Source organism: Microbispora sp. H10836, from assembly GCF_012999525.1.
In the GTDB taxonomy this organism is placed as follows: domain Bacteria; phylum Actinomycetota; class Actinomycetes; order Streptosporangiales; family Streptosporangiaceae; genus Microbispora.
Genome location: NZ_JABBWU010000025.1, coordinates 1 through 21,088 on the forward strand (window position 1 = coordinate 1; position 21,088 = coordinate 21,088).

22 protein-coding genes, 1 tRNA gene and 1 pseudogene are annotated in these 21,088 nt (G+C 70.6%); 10 read left to right on the forward strand and 14 right to left on the reverse strand.

Going from position 1 to position 21,088, the window contains the following annotated elements; all coding sequences use genetic code 11:
* A pseudogene (locus HHX30_RS42165) lies at positions 1 to 162 on the forward strand (glyoxalase/bleomycin resistance/dioxygenase family protein); the annotation flags it as partial.
* Positions 163 to 392: 230 nt separating this feature from the next.
* Here HHX30_RS42165 and HHX30_RS33710 read toward each other — a convergent pair.
* The 5 genes from HHX30_RS33710 to cysS all read right to left on the reverse strand — a co-directional run bounded on the left by HHX30_RS33710 (position 393) and on the right by cysS (position 6,377).
* Entirely contained in the window at positions 393 to 938 is a 546-nt protein-coding gene (locus HHX30_RS33710) for a GNAT family N-acetyltransferase (RefSeq protein ID WP_169987281.1), read from the reverse strand.
* A gap of 806 nt (positions 939 to 1,744) precedes the next feature.
* Positions 1,745 to 3,400 carry a glycoside hydrolase family 44 protein gene (locus tag HHX30_RS33715; RefSeq protein WP_169987283.1) on the reverse strand — a complete coding sequence of 552 codons (1,656 nt, stop codon included), beginning with the start codon at positions 3,398 to 3,400 and terminating at the stop codon, positions 1,745 to 1,747.
* 473 nt (positions 3,401 to 3,873) lie between these two features.
* A tRNA-Thr gene (locus HHX30_RS33720) sits at positions 3,874 to 3,949 on the reverse strand.
* A gap of 51 nt (positions 3,950 to 4,000) precedes the next feature.
* Complete coding sequence (gene rlmB / locus HHX30_RS33725; protein ID WP_169987285.1) at positions 4,001 to 4,960, reverse strand: 23S rRNA (guanosine(2251)-2'-O)-methyltransferase RlmB; 960 nt, start codon at positions 4,958 to 4,960, stop codon at positions 4,001 to 4,003.
* Between the two features lie 22 nt (positions 4,961 to 4,982).
* Positions 4,983 to 6,377 (reverse strand): cysteine--tRNA ligase, encoded by a 1,395-nt coding sequence (gene cysS, locus HHX30_RS33730; RefSeq protein ID WP_169987288.1) that lies wholly within the window; start codon positions 6,375 to 6,377, stop codon positions 4,983 to 4,985.
* Between the two features lie 423 nt (positions 6,378 to 6,800).
* Between cysS and HHX30_RS33735 the strand changes: the two genes are divergently transcribed.
* Positions 6,801 to 8,306, forward strand: a complete 1,506-nt coding sequence (locus tag HHX30_RS33735) for a DUF2637 domain-containing protein (RefSeq protein ID WP_169987289.1) — start codon at positions 6,801 to 6,803, stop codon at positions 8,304 to 8,306.
* 137 nt (positions 8,307 to 8,443) lie between these two features.
* Here the strand turns inward: HHX30_RS33735 and HHX30_RS33740 are convergent, their stop codons facing one another.
* The 3 genes from HHX30_RS33740 to HHX30_RS33750 form a co-directional block, all read right to left on the reverse strand.
* Entirely contained in the window at positions 8,444 to 8,713 is a 270-nt protein-coding gene (locus tag HHX30_RS33740) for a GlsB/YeaQ/YmgE family stress response membrane protein (protein ID WP_169987290.1), read from the reverse strand.
* Positions 8,714 to 8,905: 192 nt separating this feature from the next.
* Entirely contained in the window at positions 8,906 to 9,364 is a 459-nt protein-coding gene (gene ispF / locus HHX30_RS33745; protein ID WP_169987292.1) for a 2-C-methyl-D-erythritol 2,4-cyclodiphosphate synthase, read from the reverse strand.
* A 17-nt stretch (positions 9,365 to 9,381) separates the two neighbouring features.
* Positions 9,382 to 9,864 carry a CarD family transcriptional regulator gene (locus HHX30_RS33750; RefSeq protein ID WP_030510364.1) on the reverse strand — a complete coding sequence of 161 codons (483 nt, stop codon included), beginning with the start codon at positions 9,862 to 9,864 and terminating at the stop codon, positions 9,382 to 9,384.
* A 257-nt stretch (positions 9,865 to 10,121) separates the two neighbouring features.
* Here HHX30_RS33750 and HHX30_RS33755 point away from each other — a divergent pair, with 257 nt between their 5' ends.
* The gene (locus tag HHX30_RS33755) at positions 10,122 to 10,772 is read left to right on the forward strand and encodes a copper chaperone PCu(A)C (protein WP_311922977.1); all 651 of its coding nucleotides are present in this window, start codon (positions 10,122 to 10,124) and stop codon (positions 10,770 to 10,772) included.
* 74 nt (positions 10,773 to 10,846) lie between these two features.
* Here HHX30_RS33755 and HHX30_RS33760 read toward each other — a convergent pair whose 3' ends face one another.
* Positions 10,847 to 11,536: a response regulator transcription factor gene (locus HHX30_RS33760; protein ID WP_169987294.1), complete on the reverse strand. Its 690-nt coding sequence runs from the start codon at positions 11,534 to 11,536 to the stop codon at positions 10,847 to 10,849.
* A complete protein-coding gene (locus tag HHX30_RS33765; RefSeq protein ID WP_396706236.1) occupies positions 11,533 to 12,723 on the reverse strand; it encodes a sensor histidine kinase in 1,191 nt (396 codons plus the stop codon). Before HHX30_RS33765 ends, HHX30_RS33760 begins: the two co-directional genes overlap by 4 nt.
* 103 nt (positions 12,724 to 12,826) lie before the next feature.
* On the opposite strand from HHX30_RS33765, the gene phoU reads away from it, so the two are divergent.
* Positions 12,827 to 13,486, forward strand: coding sequence for a phosphate signaling complex protein PhoU (phoU, locus tag HHX30_RS33770; RefSeq protein ID WP_169987296.1), 660 nt, complete (start codon positions 12,827 to 12,829; stop codon positions 13,484 to 13,486).
* Positions 13,487 to 13,543: 57 nt separating this feature from the next.
* The gene (locus HHX30_RS33775) at positions 13,544 to 14,098 is read left to right on the forward strand and encodes a hypothetical protein (protein ID WP_169987298.1); all 555 of its coding nucleotides are present in this window, start codon (positions 13,544 to 13,546) and stop codon (positions 14,096 to 14,098) included.
* A 200-nt stretch (positions 14,099 to 14,298) separates the two neighbouring features.
* Here HHX30_RS33775 and HHX30_RS33780 read toward each other — a convergent pair whose 3' ends face one another.
* From HHX30_RS33780 to mshA, 3 genes are all read right to left on the reverse strand, one after another.
* Entirely contained in the window at positions 14,299 to 15,042 is a 744-nt protein-coding gene (locus HHX30_RS33780; RefSeq protein WP_169987300.1) for a phosphoglyceromutase, read from the reverse strand.
* Positions 15,043 to 15,081: 39 nt separating this feature from the next.
* Positions 15,082 to 15,567 carry a YbjN domain-containing protein gene (locus HHX30_RS33785; protein WP_169987302.1) on the reverse strand — a complete coding sequence of 162 codons (486 nt, stop codon included), beginning with the start codon at positions 15,565 to 15,567 and terminating at the stop codon, positions 15,082 to 15,084.
* A 65-nt stretch (positions 15,568 to 15,632) separates the two neighbouring features.
* A complete protein-coding gene (gene mshA, locus HHX30_RS33790; protein WP_169987304.1) occupies positions 15,633 to 16,946 on the reverse strand; it encodes a D-inositol-3-phosphate glycosyltransferase in 1,314 nt (437 codons plus the stop codon).
* A gap of 126 nt (positions 16,947 to 17,072) precedes the next feature.
* On the opposite strand from mshA, the gene HHX30_RS33795 reads away from it, so the two are divergent.
* From HHX30_RS33795 to HHX30_RS33805, 3 genes are read left to right on the forward strand one after another with little or no spacing between them, the layout of a single operon-like run.
* Positions 17,073 to 17,822: an SDR family NAD(P)-dependent oxidoreductase gene (locus HHX30_RS33795; RefSeq protein WP_311922980.1), complete on the forward strand. Its 750-nt coding sequence runs from the start codon at positions 17,073 to 17,075 to the stop codon at positions 17,820 to 17,822.
* Complete coding sequence (locus HHX30_RS33800; protein WP_169987306.1) at positions 17,819 to 18,628, forward strand: class I SAM-dependent methyltransferase; 810 nt, start codon at positions 17,819 to 17,821, stop codon at positions 18,626 to 18,628. The genes HHX30_RS33795 and HHX30_RS33800 overlap by 4 nt, the downstream gene beginning before the upstream one ends.
* A gap of 27 nt (positions 18,629 to 18,655) precedes the next feature.
* Positions 18,656 to 19,180, forward strand: coding sequence for a GNAT family N-acetyltransferase (locus tag HHX30_RS33805; RefSeq protein ID WP_169987308.1), 525 nt, complete (start codon positions 18,656 to 18,658; stop codon positions 19,178 to 19,180).
* A gap of 17 nt (positions 19,181 to 19,197) precedes the next feature.
* Here the strand turns inward: HHX30_RS33805 and HHX30_RS33810 are convergent, their stop codons facing one another.
* Positions 19,198 to 19,716 carry an O-acetyl-ADP-ribose deacetylase gene (locus HHX30_RS33810; RefSeq protein ID WP_169987310.1) on the reverse strand — a complete coding sequence of 173 codons (519 nt, stop codon included), beginning with the start codon at positions 19,714 to 19,716 and terminating at the stop codon, positions 19,198 to 19,200.
* A gap of 51 nt (positions 19,717 to 19,767) precedes the next feature.
* Between HHX30_RS33810 and HHX30_RS33815 the strand changes: the two genes are divergently transcribed.
* Both HHX30_RS33815 and HHX30_RS33820 read left to right on the forward strand, forming a co-directional pair.
* Positions 19,768 to 20,124 (forward strand): BlaI/MecI/CopY family transcriptional regulator, encoded by a 357-nt coding sequence (locus tag HHX30_RS33815; protein WP_169987312.1) that lies wholly within the window; start codon positions 19,768 to 19,770, stop codon positions 20,122 to 20,124.
* Positions 20,121 to 21,035: a M56 family metallopeptidase gene (locus HHX30_RS33820; RefSeq protein WP_169987314.1), complete on the forward strand. Its 915-nt coding sequence runs from the start codon at positions 20,121 to 20,123 to the stop codon at positions 21,033 to 21,035. Before HHX30_RS33815 ends, HHX30_RS33820 begins: the two co-directional genes overlap by 4 nt.
* The last annotated feature ends 53 nt before the right edge of the window (positions 21,036 to 21,088 follow it).

Genomic DNA, 21,088 nt, shown 5'->3' on the forward strand with positions numbered 1-21,088 from the left:
CTTCAGGACAAGGTGTGGGTCCACGGCCCCGGCGGCGAGCCCTGGGAGGTGTACGTGGTCAAGGCGGACGCCGACACCCTCACCAAGCAGACCGACTCCGTCCGCCGCGCCACCGACGACGCCGAAATGGAGGCGGCGAGCGCGAGCAAGTCCTGCTGCTAGGCAAGACGGAAAGACGCCCCGGCGGCCATCACCAGCGTGATCAACGATCCAGGACGAGCCGAGCGTGAGCCGGTGATCCCGAGACGCACCGGTGGCCGCTGCGGCAGGCATGGCTCACCTGGCCGGCGTCGGCCGCTCAGGTGCGGCCGGCCGGTTGGCGCCCGATGAAACTGACAAGATCACCTGATGGGTGCTCTTCGGAGAGTGGATCGCGGTCGGTGCTCACGTCTCTACCTCGCATCGAGTACGCGCGTCATCCAGATCGTGTTGCCGTGTTCGGCGTCCTCGGTGATGCGGCCGCTCCGGTGGAAGCCGAGCTTCTCGAGAACGCGGAACGAGGGTGCGTTCCACTCCCGCACGGTCGCCCAGAGGCGTCGGCGTCCCGTTCGCGCCGCGGCTTCGATGACCGCACGGGCGGCTTCTGTCGCGTAACCATGGCCGTGAGCTCGTTGTGCCAGCTCGTACGCGATCTCAGGTTCGTCGAAAGATGCCTGGCCGACAGTCAGTCCGCAGTATCCGATGAACTCACCGGTGTCTCGCAACTCGATCGGCAGCAACCCGAGCCCCTGATGCGCCATCAGCGGGTTGTCGAAGAGCCGGCCGCGCATGTCCTCGACCGTGGGGCGTCCCTCGGCGTCGATCCGCCGTACCGGAGGCACTCGTGGATCCCGCTCCAGCCATAACCCGCGGTACTCCTCGGCATCCGACGGCACCCATCGCCGCAACCGCAGCCGCTCGGTCACCAACTCCGCCGGTAGATCCTCGTAGGTCCCCACCGGACAAACCTAACCCCGTGCCGACCAAGACCGGAGATGACCGCAGGAGACGGACGTCGACCTGCTCAACGGTTCGTGGTGGACGCAACCTGGTCAGCCTGGCGCTCGTGGTCGGGCCAGGTTCTCCGGTCGGCACAAGACCGAGTGTCAGCGCGGAAGATCTGCAGGGAAAGTTTCAGCCCTTGTCCGGTATAGCCGCAGATCACCTCGTCGGGGAACACCGACGAATAACGTGACCTGTACTGATATCGCCCGCGCTGCAATGCTTCGCGGTGGAAGTCCGGCACGACATCCGCTGCAAGGAGGGTAAGTGCGGAAAATCAGAGCTTTAGCCGTCGCCGGCGCCTTGGTCAGTGGGCTGGCAGTCGGCGCGAACGCCGGTCCCGCGCACGCCGATACGCTTCGTAACGTCTACTACTCCTCGTACGACTGCTATCGCTACGGGGACTACGGCGTCCAGAACCACCTTTGGACCTGGTATCGCTGTGATTACCAGTACAACCTGTGGTTCCTTTGGAGCGTCCCGTAGAAGTTCCTCCACGGCCGCGACCGAATTCAACCGGCTCAGCTTCACTGATCGCCGGGCGGAACGGATTCCACCCGGCGATCAGCTCGTTCACCTGATGCTCATCGGACGGTGGCCCCGGTCGCCGGCTGGTGCACTGACCGGCGAGTTCTTCACCAGATAGGTGGTCAAGGCCCCTCTGTCGTCCGGGCGCCGCGCTGTTTACAAGCAAGATCGGCGATGTCCACCGGCGTCCACATTCGACACGAGCACCTGTTGGGCCGCTCCCTCCTGGGAACCATCAACGCCGATGCCCCGGCAAGACCAGCAGGGTGATCGAATTCGCCGGGTACGTCGCATTGACCCGGCCCTGGTGCACCTTGAGATCGTCACCGCGCACGATCGAGTTGAGATCAGCCGGGCTGTAGGTGAACCGCTGCGCCGTGGCGTTGCCGTGCAGTCCGGCGATCGACAACGGTGAGGTCAGCTCACCGCCGGTCTTGTTGATCACCATCAGGGTCAGCGCCTTATCGCGCGAGCGCTGCGCCCCGTACACCGCCAGCCGCCCTTGATCGCTGCTGGCCGCCGACACGCTCACGTCGCCGAATCGGCTCCCCGCGCCGTCATAGTTGCGATACATCCGGAACGCGTAGGCGCCGGGCTGCGTCGGCTGGGGTTCGCCCCAGATGGTGGCGAGGTCGAGACCCTCGCGCCCGAAGATGCCGAGAACGTCGGCCTGCGCCAGGGCGCCGTTGATGTCGTCCAGCGCGCCCCAGTTGTACTCGGTGATCGCGGTCTTCGTGCCGGGGTAGTACTGCGCGACCCACTCCTTCATCTTGCGGATGAACTGCAGCGGCGGCGCGTTCACGCCCGTGGGGCCGATCCAGGACTCCTCGACGTACGTCGGGTCCCACAGCGAACGCGTGGACCGCAGCCGCCACGCGTTGGACTCGGGGTCCTTCCCGCCGTTGATCTGCGGGTAGTAGTGCTGGTCGAAGTAGTTGAGCATGCGCTTGCCGCCGTGCGCGTCGCTGTAGTCCTTCATGTTCTTCAGGAACCACTGCGACAGGTTGAGCCCGCCGTGCGCGGCCGCGTCGGCGCCCGGCGCACATCCGTCCACCCCGGACGCGACCCACTCGCAGTATCCCCAGCCGGACGGGCCGAGCACCGCCGCGCTCGGGTCGGCGGCCTTGATGGCCGCGGCGGTCGCGGTGCTCTTGCTGCCCAGCTCGTCGTACGAGACCGCCTCGGGGTGCACGTCACGGTGGGTCGAATTCCACAGCACCGGCTCGTTGTCGAGCTCGTAGATCGACACGCCGCCGCGGGCCGCCTTGCCGAACTGGCTCACGAGATGCGACACCATCTCGCCGTCGAACGAGGCGTCCACCGGGATCGAGGTGTCCTCGGGCACCGCCCCGGTGAGGTTCGCGTTGTTGAGCCTGCCGTTGCCGCAGCCGGCGTCCCACTGGTCGAATCCGTCCTGAGCGGGGAACCGGCTGGCGGGGAATCCGCAGGCGAACGGGTGCTGGGCGGGCGAGTCCTTGGCCACCCACCCGCTCATCGGGACGGTGACGACCTGTTTGATGCCGCGATCCCGGTTGGTCTTGACGAACGCCTCGACCGTGTTGTCGGGCCCGGCGACGATGTTCTCGAAGTACCAGTCGCTTCCCGTGTTGTAGGTGTGGTTCTTGAAGTTGTAACGCGTGCTCGAATTGCCGCCCCAGCGCGCCACCGGCAGGCCGATCTCGGCGGCGAACGCCGGGTCGGCGCCGTTCATGCCGTAGATGTCCGGACTGATCGCGTGCCGGGCGGCGGACAGGTCCACCGACAACGTCGGGCCCGCTGCGGCCACAGCCGGGTCCAGGGCCGCCTGGGCGGTCAACGTCCCCGCCACGAAGGAGACCGCTACGCCGAGCGTCGTGGCCGATCGCAGCTTCCGCCGCCGTTGAGCACCCATCCTCGACGCTCCCGTCAATCGATCCATCGGTCAACAATCGAGGAGCCTGACCGGATGCTTCACGCGAGTCAAGGCGCTGCAGTCGCGCGGAGGCGGGCGGCCAGGCGGTACCAAGAAATCTTGGCCACCCTGACGTGGTGCGTCTCCTGGTCAAGCCTTGGCCGCCCGGTAACGACCCGGCCGCGGTTCAAGAGGACAGCCTGAAAGTTGCACACAGCCCACGAATTCGGCCTCTCGACTGCACGGCGACCTGCAGATCGACTTCGTGGGCTGGGTGGACCTCGGTGGCGCACCTGCTCGGGACTCGCACAGCGCTGCCGCCGCTGGGCGATCCGCTCCGCCTCCTGCTCGTCAGCGGCCAGCGCATCGTCCCAGCTGTCGGGCAGGAACAACCGCCAGTTCAGCGCGGCCGAACGGTGTGGGTGGGCCGTTAGCAAGAGAGGCCCTCTCCACGGCGGAGAGGGCCTCTGAGCTGGAGCCGCCTTGGGGAATCGAACCCCAGACCTTCTGTTTACAAGACAGATGCTCTGCCGATTGAGCTAAGGCGGCCTGCTACCCAGACGAGTTTAGTGGGCCGAGGGCCCTACCGTCACGGTGAAATCACCGGCGGCGGAGGCGTGCGACCTCGTAGAGGGCGATCCCCGCGGCCACACCGGCGTTCAGCGACTCGGCGGCGGCGTTCATTGGGATCCGGGCGATCTGGTCGCACGCTTCCCTGACCAGGCGGGACAGGCCCTTGCCCTCCGAACCGACGACCACGACGAGCGGCTCGGTCGCGAGCTCGACGTCCGCGATGTCCACCGTGGCGGTGCCGTCGAGGCCGACCACGAACAGGCCCTCCTCCCGGTACGCCTGAAGGGTCTGGGTGAGGTTCGACGCGCGGGCGACGGGGAGGGTCGCGAGCGTGCCGGCCGAGGTCTTCCAGGCGCCGGCGGTGACGCCCGCCGAGCGGCGGGACGGCACGAGCAGCCCGTGCGCGCCGAAGGCGGTCGCCGAACGCGCGATGGCGCCGAGGTTGCGCGGGTCGGTCACGCCGTCCAGGGCGACGATCAGCGGCACCTCGGCCGCGTCCCTGGCCCGCTCCACGAGCTGCTCCGGGTGCGCGTAGTCGTACGCCGGGACCTGCAGGCCGATGCCCTGGTGGACGGTGCTCTCGGTCAGTCGGTCGAGCTTGTCCCGGCTGACCTCGAGCAGCGCGATGCCACGGTCAGCCGCGATCTTGATGGCCTCGCGGACCCGGTCGTCGTTGTCGACCCGCTGCGCCACGTACAGGGCGCTGGCGGGGACGCCGGCACGCAGTGCCTCGACCACGGGGTTGCGTCCGCCGATGACCTCGGGGGCGTCCTCCCGGCGCGTACGGCTCGGCGCACGGGAGGCCGAACTCCCACCGCCCCGCGACTCGCGCTCGATCCGCTCGGCGCGCGCCTTGTCCTTGTACCAGTGCCGCATGTGCGCGGGCGGCGTCGCTCCCTTGCCTTCAAGGGAGCGCCTGACCTTGCCGCCCGTGCCCTTGGTCGGCCCCTGCTTCTTCGACGGCTTCCCTGAAGCCCTTCCCGCCATGGTCTCTAGCGTAGGGCCACGCCTACTGTGCCAGCTCCCATCGCGGACCCTGCGGGGTGTCCTCGACCACGATCCCGGCCGCCGCGAGCTGGTCGCGGATCGCGTCGGCCGCCGCGTAGTCCTTGCGGGCACGCGCGGCCTGCCGCTGCTCCAGCGCCACGGCCACGAGCGCGTCCACGACCTCACGCAGCCCCGAGTCGCCGGTCGACCGCCACTGCTCCGACCTGGGGTCGAGGCCGAGCACGTCGAGCATGTTCTGCGTCTCGGCGAGCAGCCGGGCGACCTGCTCCTTGTTGCCCTGCGCCAGCGCGACGTTGCCCTCGCGGACGACCTCGTGGATCACGGCGAGCGCCTGCGAGACGTTCAGGTCGTCGTCCATCGCGTCCACGAACGCCTGGGGCAGCGGCGCGGCGGCGTCCACGTCGTGGATCACCTCGGCGGCCCGCGTGACGAAGCCCTCGATCCGGCGGTATCCGGCCGCCGCCTCCTGGAGCGCCTCGTCGGAGTAGTCGATCGCCGAGCGGTAGTGTGCCGCGACCAGGTAGTAGCGGAGCTCGACCGCGCGCACCTTGCGGAGCATGTCGGGAATCAGCAGCGAGTTGCCGAGCGACTTGCTCATCTTCTCGCCGCCGAGCTTGAGCATGCCGTTGTGCAGCCAGTAGCGCGCGAAGCCGTCGCCCGCCGCCTGCGACTGGGCGATCTCGTTCTCGTGGTGCGGGAAGATCAGGTCGACCCCGCCGCCGTGGATGTCGAACGTGCCGCCGAGGTACTTGGTCGCCATGGCCGAGCACTCCAGGTGCCAGCCGGGACGGCCCTTGCCCCACGGCGTCGGCCACGTGGGCTCACCGGGCTTGGCGCCCTTCCACAGCGCGAAGTCGCGCGGGTCGCGCTTGCGCGAGTCGGTCTCGGTGTCCGCGGCTGCCCGCATGTTCTCTAGCTTCTGGTTGGAGAGCTTGCCGTACCGGTCGGCGTAGGAGACCACGTCGAAGTAGACGTCGCCGCCAGACGCGTACGCGTGCCCCTTGTCGATCAGCCGTCGCATCAGCTCGACCATCTCGGGCACGTGGCCCATGGCCCGGGGCTCGACGGTCGGCGGCAGGCAGCCGAGCTGGTCGTACGCCCAGGTGAAGGCGCGCTGGTTGCGCTCGGACACGACGAACCAGGGCACGCCCTCCTGGGCGGCGACCCAGATGATCTTGTCGTCGAGATCCGTGACGTTGCGGCAGAAGGTCACGTCGTAGCCCTGCCGCGTCAGCCACCGGCGGAGAACGTCGAAGTTGACTCCGGACCTGATGTGCCCGATGTGCGGCGGAGCCTGAACGGTCGCACCACACAGATACATCGAGACCCGGCCGGGCTCGACCGGTACGAATTCACGGACCGTACGCGTGCTGGTGTCGTAGAGGTGCAGGCTCACGAAGGCAAGGCTAACGCCTGACGGCATGGCACAGGGCTACTTGGGCGCCTGTGAACGGCATGGTGTGGCCGATCATGGAAACTTCTGGCACATAAGTCCCGATATAACCCGAAACAAAATCCGTAACGATCCCGTACGGCAGTCGGCGTGACCGTCGAGCGTCCAGCTTCGCGCCTGCCGGACACGCACCGTAACGGGACCGCACGCCGCGACCCGAGGCGCCCGGCGGAAGGACGCGGCGGGAGCGTCCCGCAGATGCCGCGTCGCTTCCGGCGAGACCCACGCCCACGATCCCGCGAGGTCCCCGCACGCCCGGCGGTGCCGCGCCGGAGGATTCCGCCGTTACCCCCCGCCTCCGACACGAAACGGGTGATCACGCAGGTGCGATCAATCGTCACTCCGATTCTGTAGGCTCGAAACGCCATGGACGTGACTCCCCCCGGCGCGGCAGGCACGGCCTCCCGCCCGTCTCGAACCACCCCCTCCGGAATCCCGCTGGTGCTGCGGCGTCTGGCCATCGGCCTCGCGGGTGCCGCCCTCGCGGTGCTCGCCGGGGTGGCCTGCGCGCTGTCCTTCGACGACCTGCGGGCTCTGGCCGTCTCCGGGCGGGCCGAGCCCCGGCTCGCCTACCTGTATCCCGCGGCGTTCGACGTCCTGCTGGTCGTCGCCCTGGTCGGCGTGCCGTTACTGCGGGCCGCGCGGTTCCTGGTCCGGCTGCAGGCGGGCTTCGTCCTGATCCTGCTCCTGGTGTCAGCCGCCGCCGCGAACGCCGCGACCGCCGTCGGCGTCGCCTTCGATCCCGACGTCACCGCTCTCGTCGTCGCGCTACTGCCCTGGGTGATGCTCGCCGTCGGGTTGTGGCTGCTGCTGCTCCTGCTGAAGCACGTGCGCACCAACCGGGCCGACCTGGACGGCGACACCGACGACGACCTGGTGCCCTTCGACGGCGAGCGGGAGCCCCGGGCCGCCGCCACCGCCCCCTATCCGGTGGCCGTGCAGGAGCGGCCCGCCCCCGCGCACGCCGTGACGCAGGAGCACGCCGTCACCGAGGAGTACGGGGCGCCACCCCTGCAGCCGGTCCCCGAGGCCGTGGCGCCCCCCGACTATGTCCCCCCGCTGCCGGTCAGCCCGGTGTCCGAGACCGTCGCGCCTCCCGAGTACGCCCCGCCGTTGCCCGCCACCCCTCCGCAGCCCGAGGACGAGGCCGCGGCCCCCGCCCCCGACGAGGACGGCGTACGACTGCCGCACGAGGCGATCGAGGAGACCGCCGCCGCGGCCGAACCGGGAACGACGGACCAGGTGCCGGACGAGGCCGAGGCCCTGCCGGTCGTACCTCCGACTGCGGCGCCCGGCACCCCGCCCGTGACCGAGCAGGCCCCGCGACCCGCCCCGCGAGCGGACGCCGAGCCGGCGACCGAGCCAGTGGCAGACGAGACGGTGGCAGACGAGACGGTGGCAGACGAGACGGCGACGGACGAGCACGCTCGCGACACGGAGCCTGCCGAGACGCCCGCCGCGCCCACGCCAGATGCCGAAACGGATGCCGAAACGGATGCCGAAACGGATGACCGCCCGGCGCGGGAGCCCCGCCGGAACCGCCCGGTGCGCTGGGGCGACCTCGTACGGCCGCACACCGGCGACGTCCTCGTGCACCCCCGGCCGAAACCGGAAGACGACTCCGCCGGCATCGAGGCGGATCGGCCCGAGGACGAGTCGGGTGTCGACACCCAGCCGCTCCGCCAGATCAGGGACGTGCCCGATCCCGCCCATGCTCGGGACAGCGCCGACCCGGACGAGGTGAGCGGGAGACGCTCGCCGCAGGCCGCGGAGCGCGGCGAGCAGGACGCCGCGGAAGAAGCCGGTGAGGGCGGCGTTCCGATCGCACCTCCCTCCGGCCGGATGCGCAGCACGCCACGCCCGCCCGCCTGACAACGGGCCACGCAACACGCCACGCGCGCCCGCCGTGCGACGAGCCGCACAGCGCACAGGCCCGCCCGGCTGGGGAGCCGGACGGGCCTGTGCGCGCTACGGGGTGAGGGCGGGGGCCGCCCTACCGAGCGAGTGCGTTACACCCGCGTCCCTCGACGGAGACCGGCGACGATGCCGACACCGACGACGGCCAGTACGACCTGCATGACCAGTTCGATCCAGTCGATGCCATCCGTCGTGGCCACGCCCAGGACCTGGGCGATCGCCGTACCGATCAGCGCCGCGACGATACCGACGACGATCGTGAGCAGCCAGCCGATCGGCTGCCGGCCCGGCAGGAACAGGCGGCCCAGAGCGCCGATGACCGCACCGATGACGATGGCGCCGAGAATGGACTCGATTGTCATATCGACCTCCCGATGAGGGTGACCCTTTCATCCTCGGACTGTGGGATACCCCATGGAAGGGAAATATGCGTCCCATGAAAGAAAAAAGAGGGCGGCGGCTCGATTCCGCGCCTTGGTCCGAGCCGCCGCCCACGTGTTAGTGAGACGCTCCTGGTCTCATTCAGGTTGGCATGTCCGCTTGGAACGGGACATTCACGCCGGGAGTATCAGGGCGGTCGCGATGGCCGCCACGCCCTCGCCGCGCCCCGTGAGCCCGAGGCCGTCGGTCGTGGTCGCGCTGACGCTCACCGGCGCCCCTGCGGCGGCCCCGAGGGCCTTCTCCGCCTCCGCACGGCGAGGCGCGACCTTCGGGCGGTTCCCGATGATCTGGACGGCCAGGTTGCCGATCTCGAATCCGGCCGCCCGCACCTGGCGGGCCGCCTCCTCCAGGAGAGTCACGCCCGCGGCGCCCGCCCAGCGCGGGTCGGAGGTGCCGAAGAGCGCCCCCACGTCTCCGAGGCCGGCGGCCGACAGCAGCGCGTCACAGCAGGCGTGCGCCGCCGCGTCACCGTCGGAATGGCCGGCCAGCCCGGTCTCGCCCGGCCAGAACAGTCCGGCGAGGTGGAGCTCCCTACCGGACGCAAAAGGGTGGACATCGACCCCGATGCCCACCCTTGGCGATGTGATGTTCAGGAGTTCAGCACCTCGTCGAGCAGGGCCTCCGCCTTGTCCTCGTTGGTCTTCTCCGCGAGCGCGAGCTCGCTGACAAGGATCTGGCGGGCCTTGGCGAGCATGCGCTTCTCACCGGCGGACAGGCCGCGCTCCTTGTCGCGCCGCCACAGGTCGCGCACCACCTCGGCCACCTTGTTTACGTCCCCCGACGCCAGCTTCTCAAGGTTGGCCTTGTAGCGGCGGGACCAGTTCGTGGGCTCCTCCGTGTGCGGCATGCGCAGCACGTCGAACACCCGCTCGAGTCCTTCTTGGCCGACGACGTCGCGCACACCGACGAGCTCGGCATTTTCCGCTGGTACCTGTACGGTCAGGTCGCCCTTGTCGACCTTCAGCACCAGGTAGGTCTTTTCCTCACCCTTGATGGTTCGGGTCGTGATGGCCTCGATCCGAGCAGCCCCATGGTGGGGGTAGACGACAGTGTCGCCGACCTGGAAAGTCATGTGACGAGTACCCCTTCCGCTGTACTCCAGAGTACCACGCGGTTACCGCCTCCCGGAACAGTGAAAGAAACATAACTGCAGGTCAAAGCCTCGTTTTGGGGCTTGACAAGCCATCCACTCTGTGAATCGACATATAGGACATACCAGGTGACCTGCACTGCTGCGGCCCATGGACCGGGAGCCGACGCCGGACCGGTGACCGGCGCGGATAAGGTGATTGCTGCCCATACACGTGCGTACCAAGGAGACCTCGAACCGTGACCAGTAGCAGCCGTCGCAGGGCGATCGCCATTGCCGCGCTCCTCGCCGCCGCCATCCCTGCACTGGCCGCGTGTGGCGCCGGTTTCGACGCCAACACCGGCGCGCCGTACGCCCCGAACGAGGCGGGCGTCCTCTTCGACGGCGACGGCCCCGGCAAGGCCTACGGCAAGAACGGCGTCATGATCCCGCAGGCGTTCATCCTGGGGCCGGACTCCGGCCAGCAGCTCGCCGCCGGGAACTCGGCGCCGCTCTATCTGACTCTCCTGAACAGCACGGGGACCGCCGACCAGCTCACCAGCATCGTCCCCGAGGAGCAGAAGGCGACCTCGGTCAAGGTGCAGAGCCCCATCGACCTCCAGCCGGGCACGCTCGCCAAGACCCCCGGGGTCACCGTCGAGGGCCTGAAGACGGCGCTGCGCGGCGGGGAGAGCATCAAGCTCACGCTCCAGTTCAAGAACGCCGGAGACGTCGCGCTCGACGTGCCGGTCGTCGCCCGCAGCCGCGAGTTCGCGACGCTGCCGCCCGCGCCGACGGCCGCCCCCACCGCCTCGCCCCTCGCCACGGGCAGCCCGGCGCCGTCCGACACCGCGATCCCGGAGGCCACCGGAGCGGCCGCCTCCGAGTCGCCCGCCGCGGGCGCCGAGTAGCGACCGTGTAGACGTGCGGGAGCCCCTGTCCGGCCGGACAGGGGCTCCTGAGCGCGAAAAGGGCCCGTACGGACTCAGTCGTCGGCGGGGTCGAACTTGTAGCCCAGGCCGCGCACGGTGAGGATGCAGCGGGGGTTGGACGGGTCGGCCTCGACCTTGGCCCGCAGCCGCTTCACGTGCACGTCGAGCGTCTTGGTGTCGCCCACGTAGTCGGCGCCCCAGACCCGGTCGATGAGCTGACCGCGGGTCAGCACCCGCCCGGCGTTGCGCAGCAGCACCTCGAGCAGCTCGAACTCCTTCAGCGGGAGCTGCACCTGCAGGCCGCGCACGGCCACGATGTGCCGGTCGACGTCCATGCGGACCGGTCCCCCGGTCAGGACGGCCGACTCCACCTCTTCCACGTCGCCCTGCCTGCGCAGCACGGCGCGGATGCGCGCCACCAGCTCGCGGGACGAGAACGGCTTGGTCACGTAGTCGTCCGCGCCCAGCTCCAGGCCGACGACCTTGTCGATCTCGCTGTCCTTCGCGGTCAGCATGATCACGGGCACCTTGGAACGCTGCCGCAGCGAGCGGCACACCTCCGTTCCGGGCAGGCCCGGGAGCATCAGGTCGAGCAGGACGAGGTCGGCGCCGTTGCGGTCGAACGCGTCCAGGGCCTCCGGACCGGTGGTCGCCACCGCGACCTCGTACCCCTCTTTCCTGAGCATGTACGACAAGGCGTCCGAGAACGACTCTTCGTCCTCGACGACGAGTACCCGAGTCACTTAGCGGCCTCCTGGGGGATGGTCGTGCTTGGTACGGGGACCGCCTGACCGCCGAACGCGGGAAGGCGAAGAGTGAAGGTCGAGCCGGAGCCTTCCTTGCTCCACACCGTGACCTCGCCGCCGTGCGCGACCGCCACGTGCTTGACTATCGCGAGGCCGAGGCCGGTGCCGCCGGTGGCCCGCGACCGGGCGGCGTCGACCCGGAAGAACCGCTCGAAGATGCGCTCCTGCGCGGTCTCCGGGATGCCGATGCCCTGGTCGCTCACGCTCACCTCGACGGCGTTCCCGGCCGGCCTGGCGCTGATGACGACGCGGGTGTGCTCGGGGCTGTAGGCGACGGCGTTGTCGATGAGGTTGCGCAGCGCGGTGACGAGAAGCTCATCGTCGCCCCAGACCTTCAGGCCCTCCGTGCCTCCCGCGACGAGCGTGATGTCCTTCGCCGACGCCTTCGTGTTGCACCGGTCGATGGCCTCGTGGACGGCCTCGTCCACGGGCACCTGCTCGGGCGCCGGGATGGGCTCGCCGCCCTGGATCCGCGACAGCGTGATCAGGTCCTGCACCAGGTAGGTCAGGCGGGCCGCCTCGTGCTGCATCCGGCCGGCGAACCGCTTCACGGCCTCGGGGTCGTCGGCCGCGTCCTGGATGGTCTCGGCGAGCAGGCTCAGCGCGCCGACCGGCGTCTTGAGCTCGTGGCTGACGTTCGCGACGAAGTCCCTGCGCACCGCCTCGACGCGTTGCCGCTCGGTCTGGTCCTCGGCGAGCACGAGCACCTGCCCGTGGGAGCCCAGCGGGGCCACCCGCACCGCGAACGACGTGGACTCCTGCCCGAACTTGCGGCCCGCCGTCTCAATCTCGCTCTCGCGGATCTCGCCGTCCCTGCGGACCTTCCTGGCCAGCGCGAGCAGCTCGGCGGCCATGAGGGACTCCCCGCGTACGAGGCCGAAGGCGCGGGCGGCCGAACTGGCGCGCAGCACCCGGTCCTCACGGTCGAGCACGACCGCCGAGGAGGGCAGCACGGCGAGCACCGACGCCACTCCCGGAGGCAGGCCGTCGTCGACCGGCTCCGGGATGCGGGGCTTGTCCCCCTGCCGCCGGATCGCGAGCATGACGAAAGAGCCGGCGACGAATCCGCCCATCGCCGCCAAGCTCGCCAGCAACTCGTTCACATTCAGCAGCCTAGGCGGCATTTCGGGTTGGTCCACCTGCCCGACCTGGCCGGACTCCCTGTTTCCGGAAAAGTTCATCCGGCGGTCGGAATTCGTTCATCGGCCCGCGCGTAGCGTGGCGGCCATGCGCGACGCTTATCACGAAGATCTTGCAGCCCTGACCGACCGCCTGGTGGAGATGACCCGCCTGGTGCGGTCGGCCATGTCGAGGGGGACGACCGCCCTGCTCGACGCCGACCTGCAGCTGGCGGAGAGCGTCATCTCCCAGGACGCCGAGGTCGACCGGCTGCACCAGGAGCTCGAGGCCTCGATCTTCGAGCTGATGGCCACGCAGCAGCCGGTGGCGGTCGACCTGCGTACCGTCATCACCGCGCTGCGGATGGCCGCCGACCTCGAGCGCATGGGCGACCTGGCCGAGCACATCGCCAAGCTCGCCCGGATGCGTCACCCCGAGTCCGCCATCCCCGCCGAGCTGCGTGACACCTTCGTCGAGATGGGCGCCATCGCCGAGAACCTGATCACCAAGGCGGGCAGTTGCATCGCCTCCCGCGACATCGATCTCGCCAAGGAACTGGAGGAGGACGACGACGCGATGGACCGCCGTCACCGGCGGCTGTTCCGCGTCCTGCTCTCCAAGGACTGGGAGCACGGCATCGAGGCCGCCATCGACATCACGCTGGCGGGCCGGTACTACGAGCGGTACGCCGACCACGCCGTACGCGTCGCGCGCGACGTCGTGTACCTCGTCACGGGTACGCGCGACGCGGACGCCCTCGCCGGCTGACGCGGCGGCGTACGGGGGCGCGCAAGCCCCGGTCCTCGGGGGGCCGGGGCTTTCGCGTTGCTCGGCCCCGCGTGCCTGGACGTGTGGGGGCCGCCCGAGCTGCTGTCCCGGCAGATCGGGCTCGGGCTCTACGGCTGCCTTCCGCCGTTCCTCGTCCTGCTCGCCGTACGCGCTCCCCGGCGCGTTTTCGTACGCCGCGGCCCGGTCGTCCGCGTGACGGCGGCCGTCCTGGCGGTGACCGCGGTGCTGCTCCCGGCGGCGCCGGCCCCGCCGGGGAAGGTGCGCGCGCAGTGGGAGCTCGGCTGTCCCGGATTCGGCGACGGCACCGCCAAGGGCCTGAGCGTGGCGGAGGAGCGTTTTCTCCGCGCCGTCCGCAGCCACAACAACCACCGGTACAACTCAGGCCTGGAGCGGTGGGACGAGGTCTCCGACAAGGCGGTCCTGGATCAGGGACGCCACCTGTGCGCGCTGGCGAGACGCGTACGTCGCCCGGAAGGAGCGGGCCTGCGCGGCGCGTTCCCGGCACCGCCCGAAGGTCAGACCCGTACGGCAGCGCCTGGCGTCCGGGTCACTGGTGCTGGGCCGCGAGGGACCGACGCTGAAGAGGGCTGACCACGCGCGGCCCGGACTCGTACCGCGTCAGGGTCCACCTGCGCGGCCGCACGCTGGCGACCCGGATGCCCGATCCCCCGGACGGCGCCGTCGAACTCCTCGTCATGGTGTTCCCGGCACGGCGAAGAAGCCGGTCGTCTGCAAATGACCGAAGGCCGCGCCCCTCGCATGGGACGCGGCGTTCGTGACAGACGTGAGGGTTACTTCTTGCCCTGGTTGGCGACCGCCTCGATGGCGGCCTTGGCGGCCTCGGGGTCGAGGTACTCGCCCTTGCCCACCGGGCGGAAGTCGGCGTCCAGCTCGTAGCGCAGCGGGATGCCGGTGGGGATGTTCAGGCCCGCGATGTCCGCGTCGCTGATGCCCTCCAGGTGCTTGACCAGCGCGCGCAGCGAGTTGCCATGCGCCACCACCAGCACCGTGCGGCCCGCCGCCAGGTCCGGGACGATCTCGTCGTACCAGTACGGCAGCATCCGCACGACGACGTCCTTGAGGCACTCGGTGCGCGGCAACAGCTCCGAGGGCAGCAGGGAGTAGCGGCCGTCGCCGACCTGGGAGTACTCGTCGTCGTCGGCGATCGGCGGCGGCGGCACGTCGTACGAACGGCGCCACAGCATGAACTGCTCGTCGCCGAACTCGGCGCGGGTCTGCGCCTTGTCCTTGCCCTGGAGCGCGCCGTAGTGGCGCTCGTTCAGCCGCCAGGAGCGCTTGACCGGGAGCCACAGGAGGTCGGCCGCCTCAAGCGCGATGTTCGCGGTCCTGATGGCCCGGGTGAGCACCGAGGTGTGCACCACGTCGGGCCGGATCCCGGTCTCCAGGAGCAGCTGCCCGCCACGCCGCGCCTCCTCCTCGCCGGTCGGCGAGAGTGTGACGTCCACCCAGCCGGTGAACAGGCCTTTGACATTCCATTCGCTCTCGCCGTGCCGCAGCAGCACCAAAGTCGCCATGGCGCCAATCCTATCGGCGTACGGCAGACGTCCCGTTGGTCAGGACTCGACCACCCGCGCGAAGGCCCGGAGGTTGGCCAGCGACTCGCCGCGCTTGACCCGCCACTCCCACTCGCGCCTGATGGACGTCGCGAAGCCCAGTTCGAGGGCGCGGTCGAACGACTCGTCCGAATAGGTGAGCACGCAGCCGAGGACCCGGTCGATCTCCTCCTCGGTGACCGCGTCCAGCGGCAGCCGGCCCACCAGGTGCACGTCGCCCGTGGCGTCGACGGCGAAGTGGACGCCGTACGTCGAGCCGTTCTTGTGCAGCAGCCAGCGGTAGAACTCGGCGTGGTTCTCGTCGGGCTGCCGGCAGAAGAACGCCTCGATGTTGAGCGCCTGGTCGCCGACGACGAGCCAGGTCAGGGTGGCGAGCTTGTGCTGGCCCGGCAGCCTGACCAGGAACGCGCCCGGCTTCGGCCGCTCGTAGGACAGCTCGGCGGACTCCAGCGCCGACGCGATGACGGCTTCCAGATCCGGTCTCATACGGACCACCCTAAGTCGTGTTCCAAAAGCCATGCCCTGCTGCGCGGGGAGCCCTTTCGGCACTCCTACGAGTTGACCGCGATGGGGGTCCGGTGGAGCTGGGCCATGGCGCCGGCGTACACCTCGGCCAGCCGGGCGGCGGTCGCCGACCAGCCGAAGGCCGTGGCGTGCCCCACGGCGCCCTCGGCGAGCCCGGCGAGCCGGTCGGGCCGCCCGGCGAGCAGGGCGAGCTCGCGGGCCCAGTCGTGCGGGTCGTGTCCCTCCACCAGGACGCCGGACACGCCCGCCTTGACGGCCGTGCGCAGGCCGCCGACCGCGGCCGCGACGACCGGCGTGCCGCACGCCTGCGACTCCAGTGCGACCAGGCCGAACGACTCGTTGTACGACGGCACCACGGTCACGTCGGCGGCCCGGTACCAGTCGGCCAGCTCCCGCTGCGGCGCGGGCGGCGCGAGCCGTACGACGTCGGCGATGCCCAGCTCGGCGGCGAGGTCGCTGAGCAGGGAGGGACGCGCGAGGCCGTTGCCGCTGGGCCCGCCCACGCAGGCCACCACGAGCCGCGACCGCAGCGAGGGATCCTCCACGAGCATCCGGGCGGCGGCCTTGAGCAGCACGTCAGGGGCCTTGAGCGGCTGGATGCGGCCCACGAACAGCAGCACGTGAGCGTCCTGCGGCAGCCCGAGGCGCTGGCGGGCGGCGCCCTTGGACGCCGGCTGGAAGACGGCGAGGTTCACGCCGGGGTTGACGACCGCCACCCGTTCGCGCGGCGCCCCGTAGAGGCTGATCAGCTCCTCTGCCTCGGCGGCGGTGTTGGCGACCAGGCGGTCGGCGACCTCCACGACCTGCTCCTCGCCGAGCACGCGCATCGCCGGCTCGGGCTTGTCGCCCTCGGCGAGCAGGAGGTTCTTCACCTTGGCCATGGTGTGCATGGTGTGCACGAGCGGCACGCCCCAGCGTTCCTTGGCCAGCCAGCCCACCTGGCCCGACAGCCAGTAATGCGAGTGGATCACGTCGTACCGGCCGGGGTCGTACATCGCCTCGGTGCGCAGCACGCCGGACAGGAAGCCGCACAGCTGCCCCGGAAGGTCGGCGCGGTCGAGCTCCTCGTACGGCCCGGCCGTCACGTGGCGCACGAGCACCCCCGGGCTCAGCTCGGCGACCGGAGGCAGGTCACGCGCGGTCCGCCGGGTGAAGATCTCCACCTCGATGCCCAGCGCCGCGAGACGTTTGGCGACCTCGAGAATGTAGACGTTCATGCCGCCCGCGTCCCCGGTACCCGGCTGGTCCAACGGGGACGTGTGCACGCTGATGGTCGCGACGCGGTTGACCCGACGCCGTAACACCGACACCCGAACCACCTCCGAAAGGCTTATAACCATCAAAATCATCACTGGATTCCCCGACATCGGTGAGCACCGGGGGTCCTGAGAGGATGTCGGCTGCCCATCGGAGCAGCGTGGAAGGACGGAAGCGTGACGATGACCAATCCCGCGGCGGCCGAGCCCGTGGTCAGGACCGCGGTGGTGACCGGGGCCAGCAGCGGCATCGGCGAGGCGACGGCCCGCCGGCTCGCCGCGGAGGGATACCGGGTCGTGGCGGCGGCGCGGCGGCGGGACCGGCTCGACAAGCTGGCGTCCGATGTGCCCGGCGTGCGCCCGGTGACGCTGGACGTGACCGACCAGGCGTCGGTCGACGCGCTGGCCGCCTCGCTGGAGCGCTGCGACGTCCTGGTGAACAACGCGGGCGGCGCGTTCGGCCTCGAACCCGTGGCCGGCGGCCGTGTGGACGACTGGCAGCGGATGTACGAGGTGAACGTGCTCGGCGCCCTGCGCATGACCAGGGCCCTGCTGCCGAAGCTCATCGAGTCGGGGGACGGCGTGCTGGTGATGCTCACCTCGACGGCCGGGCTGGTCTCGTACGAGGGGGGCGGCGGCTACTGCGCGGCCAAGCACGCGCAGACCTCGATGACCGAGACCCTCCGCCTGGAGCTGTGCGGCGACCCGGTGCGGGTCGTCGAGATCGCGCCGGGCATGGTGAGGACCGAGGAGTTCGCCCTGACCCGCTTCCGGGGCGACGCCGAGCGTGCCGCCAAGGTCTACGAGGGCGTCCCCGATCCCCTGAGCGCCGACGACGTCGCCGACGTGATCGCCTTCGCGGTGACCCGCCCGCCGCACGTGAACATCGACAGGCTGGTCGTACGGCCGCGTGCGCAGGCGGCCCAGCACAAGGTGCACAGGGTCGCGTCGGGGACATGAGACCGGTCCGGCCCGTCGGGACGGTCACGCGGGGCACCACCGGGCACAACCGGCTGCGCCGCTGTGACCGCTGGATCGCCGCCGTGTACGGCCCGCTGCTGCGCTCGGCCCGCGCGGGGACGGCGCCGCTGGTGGTGGACCTCGGCTACGGCGCGTCCCACACCACGACGACCGAGCTGTTCACGCGGCTGCGCCGGGTCTGCCCCACCGTCGAGGTGGTGGGCGTGGAGATCGCCCCCGAGCGGGTCGAGGCGGCCAAGCCGTACGAGCGGGAGGGGCTGACGTTCGTCAGGGGCGGCTTCGAGCTGCCGGTGCCCCGCCCGCCGATGATCGTGCGCGCCTTCAACGTGCTGCGGCAGTACGGCGAGGCCGAGGCGTGGCAGCACTGGGACCGGCTGCGGGCCGGTCTGCACCCCTTGGGCGTGCTCGTCGAGGGCACCTGCTCGGAGGTCGGCCACCGGGCGACCTGGGTGGCGCTCGGTGCGCGGGGGCCGCGCACGCTCACCTTCGCGGCCCGGTTCACCGGCTTCGACCGCCCCTCCGACCTGGCCGAACGCCTGCCCAAGACGCTGATCCACCGGAATGTGCCCGGCGAGCGGATCCATGCGTTCCTGACGGACTGGGACCGCGCCTGGGCGACCTGCGCCTCCTTCGGCGCGTACGGCACCCGGCAGCGCTGGACGAGGACGGCCGAGCTGCTGGCGCGGGACTGGCCGGTGGAGGCGACGCCGCCGACCGGCGGTCCCGGGCGCTGGCGGCTCGGCGAACTCACCCTGCCCTGGAGCAGCGTCTCCCCCCGCGGTTGACGACGGGGCGGTTGATAACGTCCGGCCATGCGCTTCGTCCTCGACCCGGAGATGACCCCCGAGCTCTTCGAGGAGCTCCTGAGCTGCTGGGCGGAGGTGACCAACGCCGACGGCGCGGTGGGCTTCGTGCCTCCCGTGACGCCGGACGACATCAGGCCGACCGCGGAGAAGGCGTTCGCCCGCACCCGCTCCGCCGGCGGGCCGGCGGCTCCCGACAGCCTCCTCGCCGGCTTCGACGACGACGGCGTGGGCGCCTGGCTCATCCTGGGCGACAACGGCTCGGGCCTGCGGGCGCACTGGCGCTGGCTGCTGCGGGTCATGGTCCACCCCAAGCACCAGGGCAGGGGCTACGGCAGGGCGCTGCTGCTCGCCGCCGACGACGCCGCCAGGTCGCTCGGCCTGGAGGCGCTGCAGCTCACCTGCCGCGGCGGCACCGGGGTCGACCGCTTCTACGCGAGCGTGGGCTACCGGGAGGTCGGCCGGGTGCCCCGCTCGATCCGGGTGGCCCCCGGTGACGACCGCGACGAGATCTACATGCTCAAGTGGCTGTGAAAGTTTTGGCCGAATGCTTATCCGATGTCCTGCAGGGCCGTTTCGAACACCGCATAGGCTGCGGTACTGAACAGCACGAAGCGCACCTCTTCCACCACGGCGGGGGCTGCCTGCCGTACCGCGGTGATCGCGATGCGGGCGGCGTCCTCGACCGGCCACCGGTAGATCCCCGTGGAGATCGCGGGGAACGCCACCGTGCCGGCGCCCAGCGCGTCGGCGACGACGAGCGACTCCCGATAGCAGGAGGCGAGCAGATGGGATCGGTCCTCGCTCCGCGAGTGAACGGGCCCGACCGTGTGGATCACCCACCGCGCGGGCAGGCGGCCCGCGGTGGTGGCGACGGCCCGACCGGTGGGCAGCCCTCTGCCGTACCGGGACGCGCGCAGCGCCCGGCACTCCTCCAGGATCTCGGGGCCGCCGCGCCGGTGGATGGCGCCGTCCACCCCTCCGCCGCCCATCAGGGACGAGTTGGCGGCGTTGACGATCGCGTCGACCCGCTGCTCGGTGATGTCTCCCTCGACCAGAACGATTCTCATGCCTCTCACCTCTCTACAAGACGTAGTACTACCCCGAGTAGGCTTAAAGACGTGAAGGGACTGGGAGAGCTCGAACGCAGCATCATGGACATCCTCTGGGCGGAGAACGCCCCGCTGACGGCCCGCGAGGTGGGACGCCTCATAGAGGACCGCGACCTCGCGCCGACGACCGTGATGACCGTGCTCGACCGGCTGTCCCGCAAGGGTTTCCTCACCCGGACCCGCGACGGCCGCGCGTGGCGGTACCAGCCCGCCGCGAGCCGTGACGCGTACGTCGCCGAGCTGATGCTCGAAGCCCTGGACATGACCGGCGACCGTGACGCGGCGCTGACCCGCTTCGCCCGCGCCGTCTCCGGATCGGAGGCCGAGATCCTGCTGAAAGCCCTCACGGAGCTGGAGGAAGAGTGATCGCGGCGGCGGTCTTAGCGGCACTCGCCATGATCTGCGCGGTCGCGGCGTGGCGGCTGACCTTCGCGCGCTGGACCTGGCGCGCCCCGCGCACGGCGATCCTGTTGTGGCAGTCGCTGGGGCTGACCTGGGGGCTCGCCTCCACCGGCGCCCTGCTCGCCTTCGCGCTCGACCCCTATCGCAAGGGCGTCGTCCACGGGCTCGGTGAGTTCCTGCTGAGCGTGGAGTTCGGCGTGCGGACGCCACACGACTACCTCCGGCTGGCCGCGCTGGTCGCCGGCCTGTCGCTGCTCGCCGTACTGATCGCCCTGCCCCTCGCGGCCGGGGCGCAGACGCTGCGGGCCCGCCGCCGCCACCGGCTGCTGCTCGCGCTTGTCGCCCGGGACGAGCCGGCCGTGCCCGGGGTGCGGGTGGTCGACTTCCCCGGCGCCGCCGCCTACTGCCTGCCCGGACTGAAATCGCAGGTCGTCATCAGCGACGGCACACTGCACCTGCTGTCGTCCGCGGAGCTGGAGGCCGTGCTGGCGCACGAGGCCGCCCACGTGCGCGAGCGCCACGACCTGGTGCTGCTGCCGTTCGCCGCGCTACGCCGCGCGCTGCCCTGGTCGAAGCTGGTCAGCGACGCGCAGGAGTCGGTCGAGCTGCTGGTCGAGATGGCCGCCGACGACCGCGCCCGGCAGCGGTGCTGCCCGCGCAGGCTGGCCACCGCGCTGCTGCGCTTCGGCACCTCGGCCGCGCTGCCCACGCCGCAGGGCGCGCTCGGCGCGTCCGCGCCGTCGAGCGTGATGGCCCGGGTCGACCGGCTCGTACGGCCCGAGGTGGCGCTCCCGATCACCCACCGCTTCCTGATCCTGGCCGGATCGGTGATGCTCGCCACCAGCGCCCCGCTGCTTTGGCTGCTTCCTGGCTGAACCTTGGGTGCTAGCTGGCGTTATCCGGTCAGTTTGCAATTGCAAGCAGTGCG

What these genes read in the sequence shown, in the direction of transcription:
- HHX30_RS33715 (WP_169987283.1), bottom strand. Translation starts at nt 3,400, where the DNA reads ATGGGTGCTCAACGGCGGCGGAAGCTGCGATCGGCCACGACGCTCGGC.
- rlmB (WP_169987285.1), bottom strand. Translation starts at nt 4,960, where the DNA reads ATGGCGGGAAGGGCTTCAGGGAAGCCGTCGAAGAAGCAGGGGCCGACC.
- HHX30_RS33735 (WP_169987289.1), top strand. Translation starts at nt 6,801, where the DNA reads ATGGACGTGACTCCCCCCGGCGCGGCAGGCACGGCCTCCCGCCCGTCT.
- HHX30_RS33740 (WP_169987290.1), bottom strand. Translation starts at nt 8,713, where the DNA reads ATGACAATCGAGTCCATTCTCGGCGCCATCGTCATCGGTGCGGTCATC.
- HHX30_RS33750 (WP_030510364.1), bottom strand. Translation starts at nt 9,864, where the DNA reads ATGACTTTCCAGGTCGGCGACACTGTCGTCTACCCCCACCATGGGGCT.
- HHX30_RS33765 (WP_396706236.1), bottom strand. Translation starts at nt 12,723, where the DNA reads ATGCCGCCTAGGCTGCTGAATGTGAACGAGTTGCTGGCGAGCTTGGCG.
- phoU (WP_169987296.1), top strand. Translation starts at nt 12,827, where the DNA reads ATGCGCGACGCTTATCACGAAGATCTTGCAGCCCTGACCGACCGCCTG.
- HHX30_RS33780 (WP_169987300.1), bottom strand. Translation starts at nt 15,042, where the DNA reads ATGGCGACTTTGGTGCTGCTGCGGCACGGCGAGAGCGAATGGAATGTC.
- HHX30_RS33785 (WP_169987302.1), bottom strand. Translation starts at nt 15,567, where the DNA reads ATGAGACCGGATCTGGAAGCCGTCATCGCGTCGGCGCTGGAGTCCGCC.
- mshA (WP_169987304.1), bottom strand. Translation starts at nt 16,946, where the DNA reads ATGGTTATAAGCCTTTCGGAGGTGGTTCGGGTGTCGGTGTTACGGCGT.
- HHX30_RS33800 (WP_169987306.1), top strand. Translation starts at nt 17,819, where the DNA reads ATGAGACCGGTCCGGCCCGTCGGGACGGTCACGCGGGGCACCACCGGG.
- HHX30_RS33805 (WP_169987308.1), top strand. Translation starts at nt 18,656, where the DNA reads ATGCGCTTCGTCCTCGACCCGGAGATGACCCCCGAGCTCTTCGAGGAG.
- HHX30_RS33810 (WP_169987310.1), bottom strand. Translation starts at nt 19,716, where the DNA reads ATGAGAATCGTTCTGGTCGAGGGAGACATCACCGAGCAGCGGGTCGAC.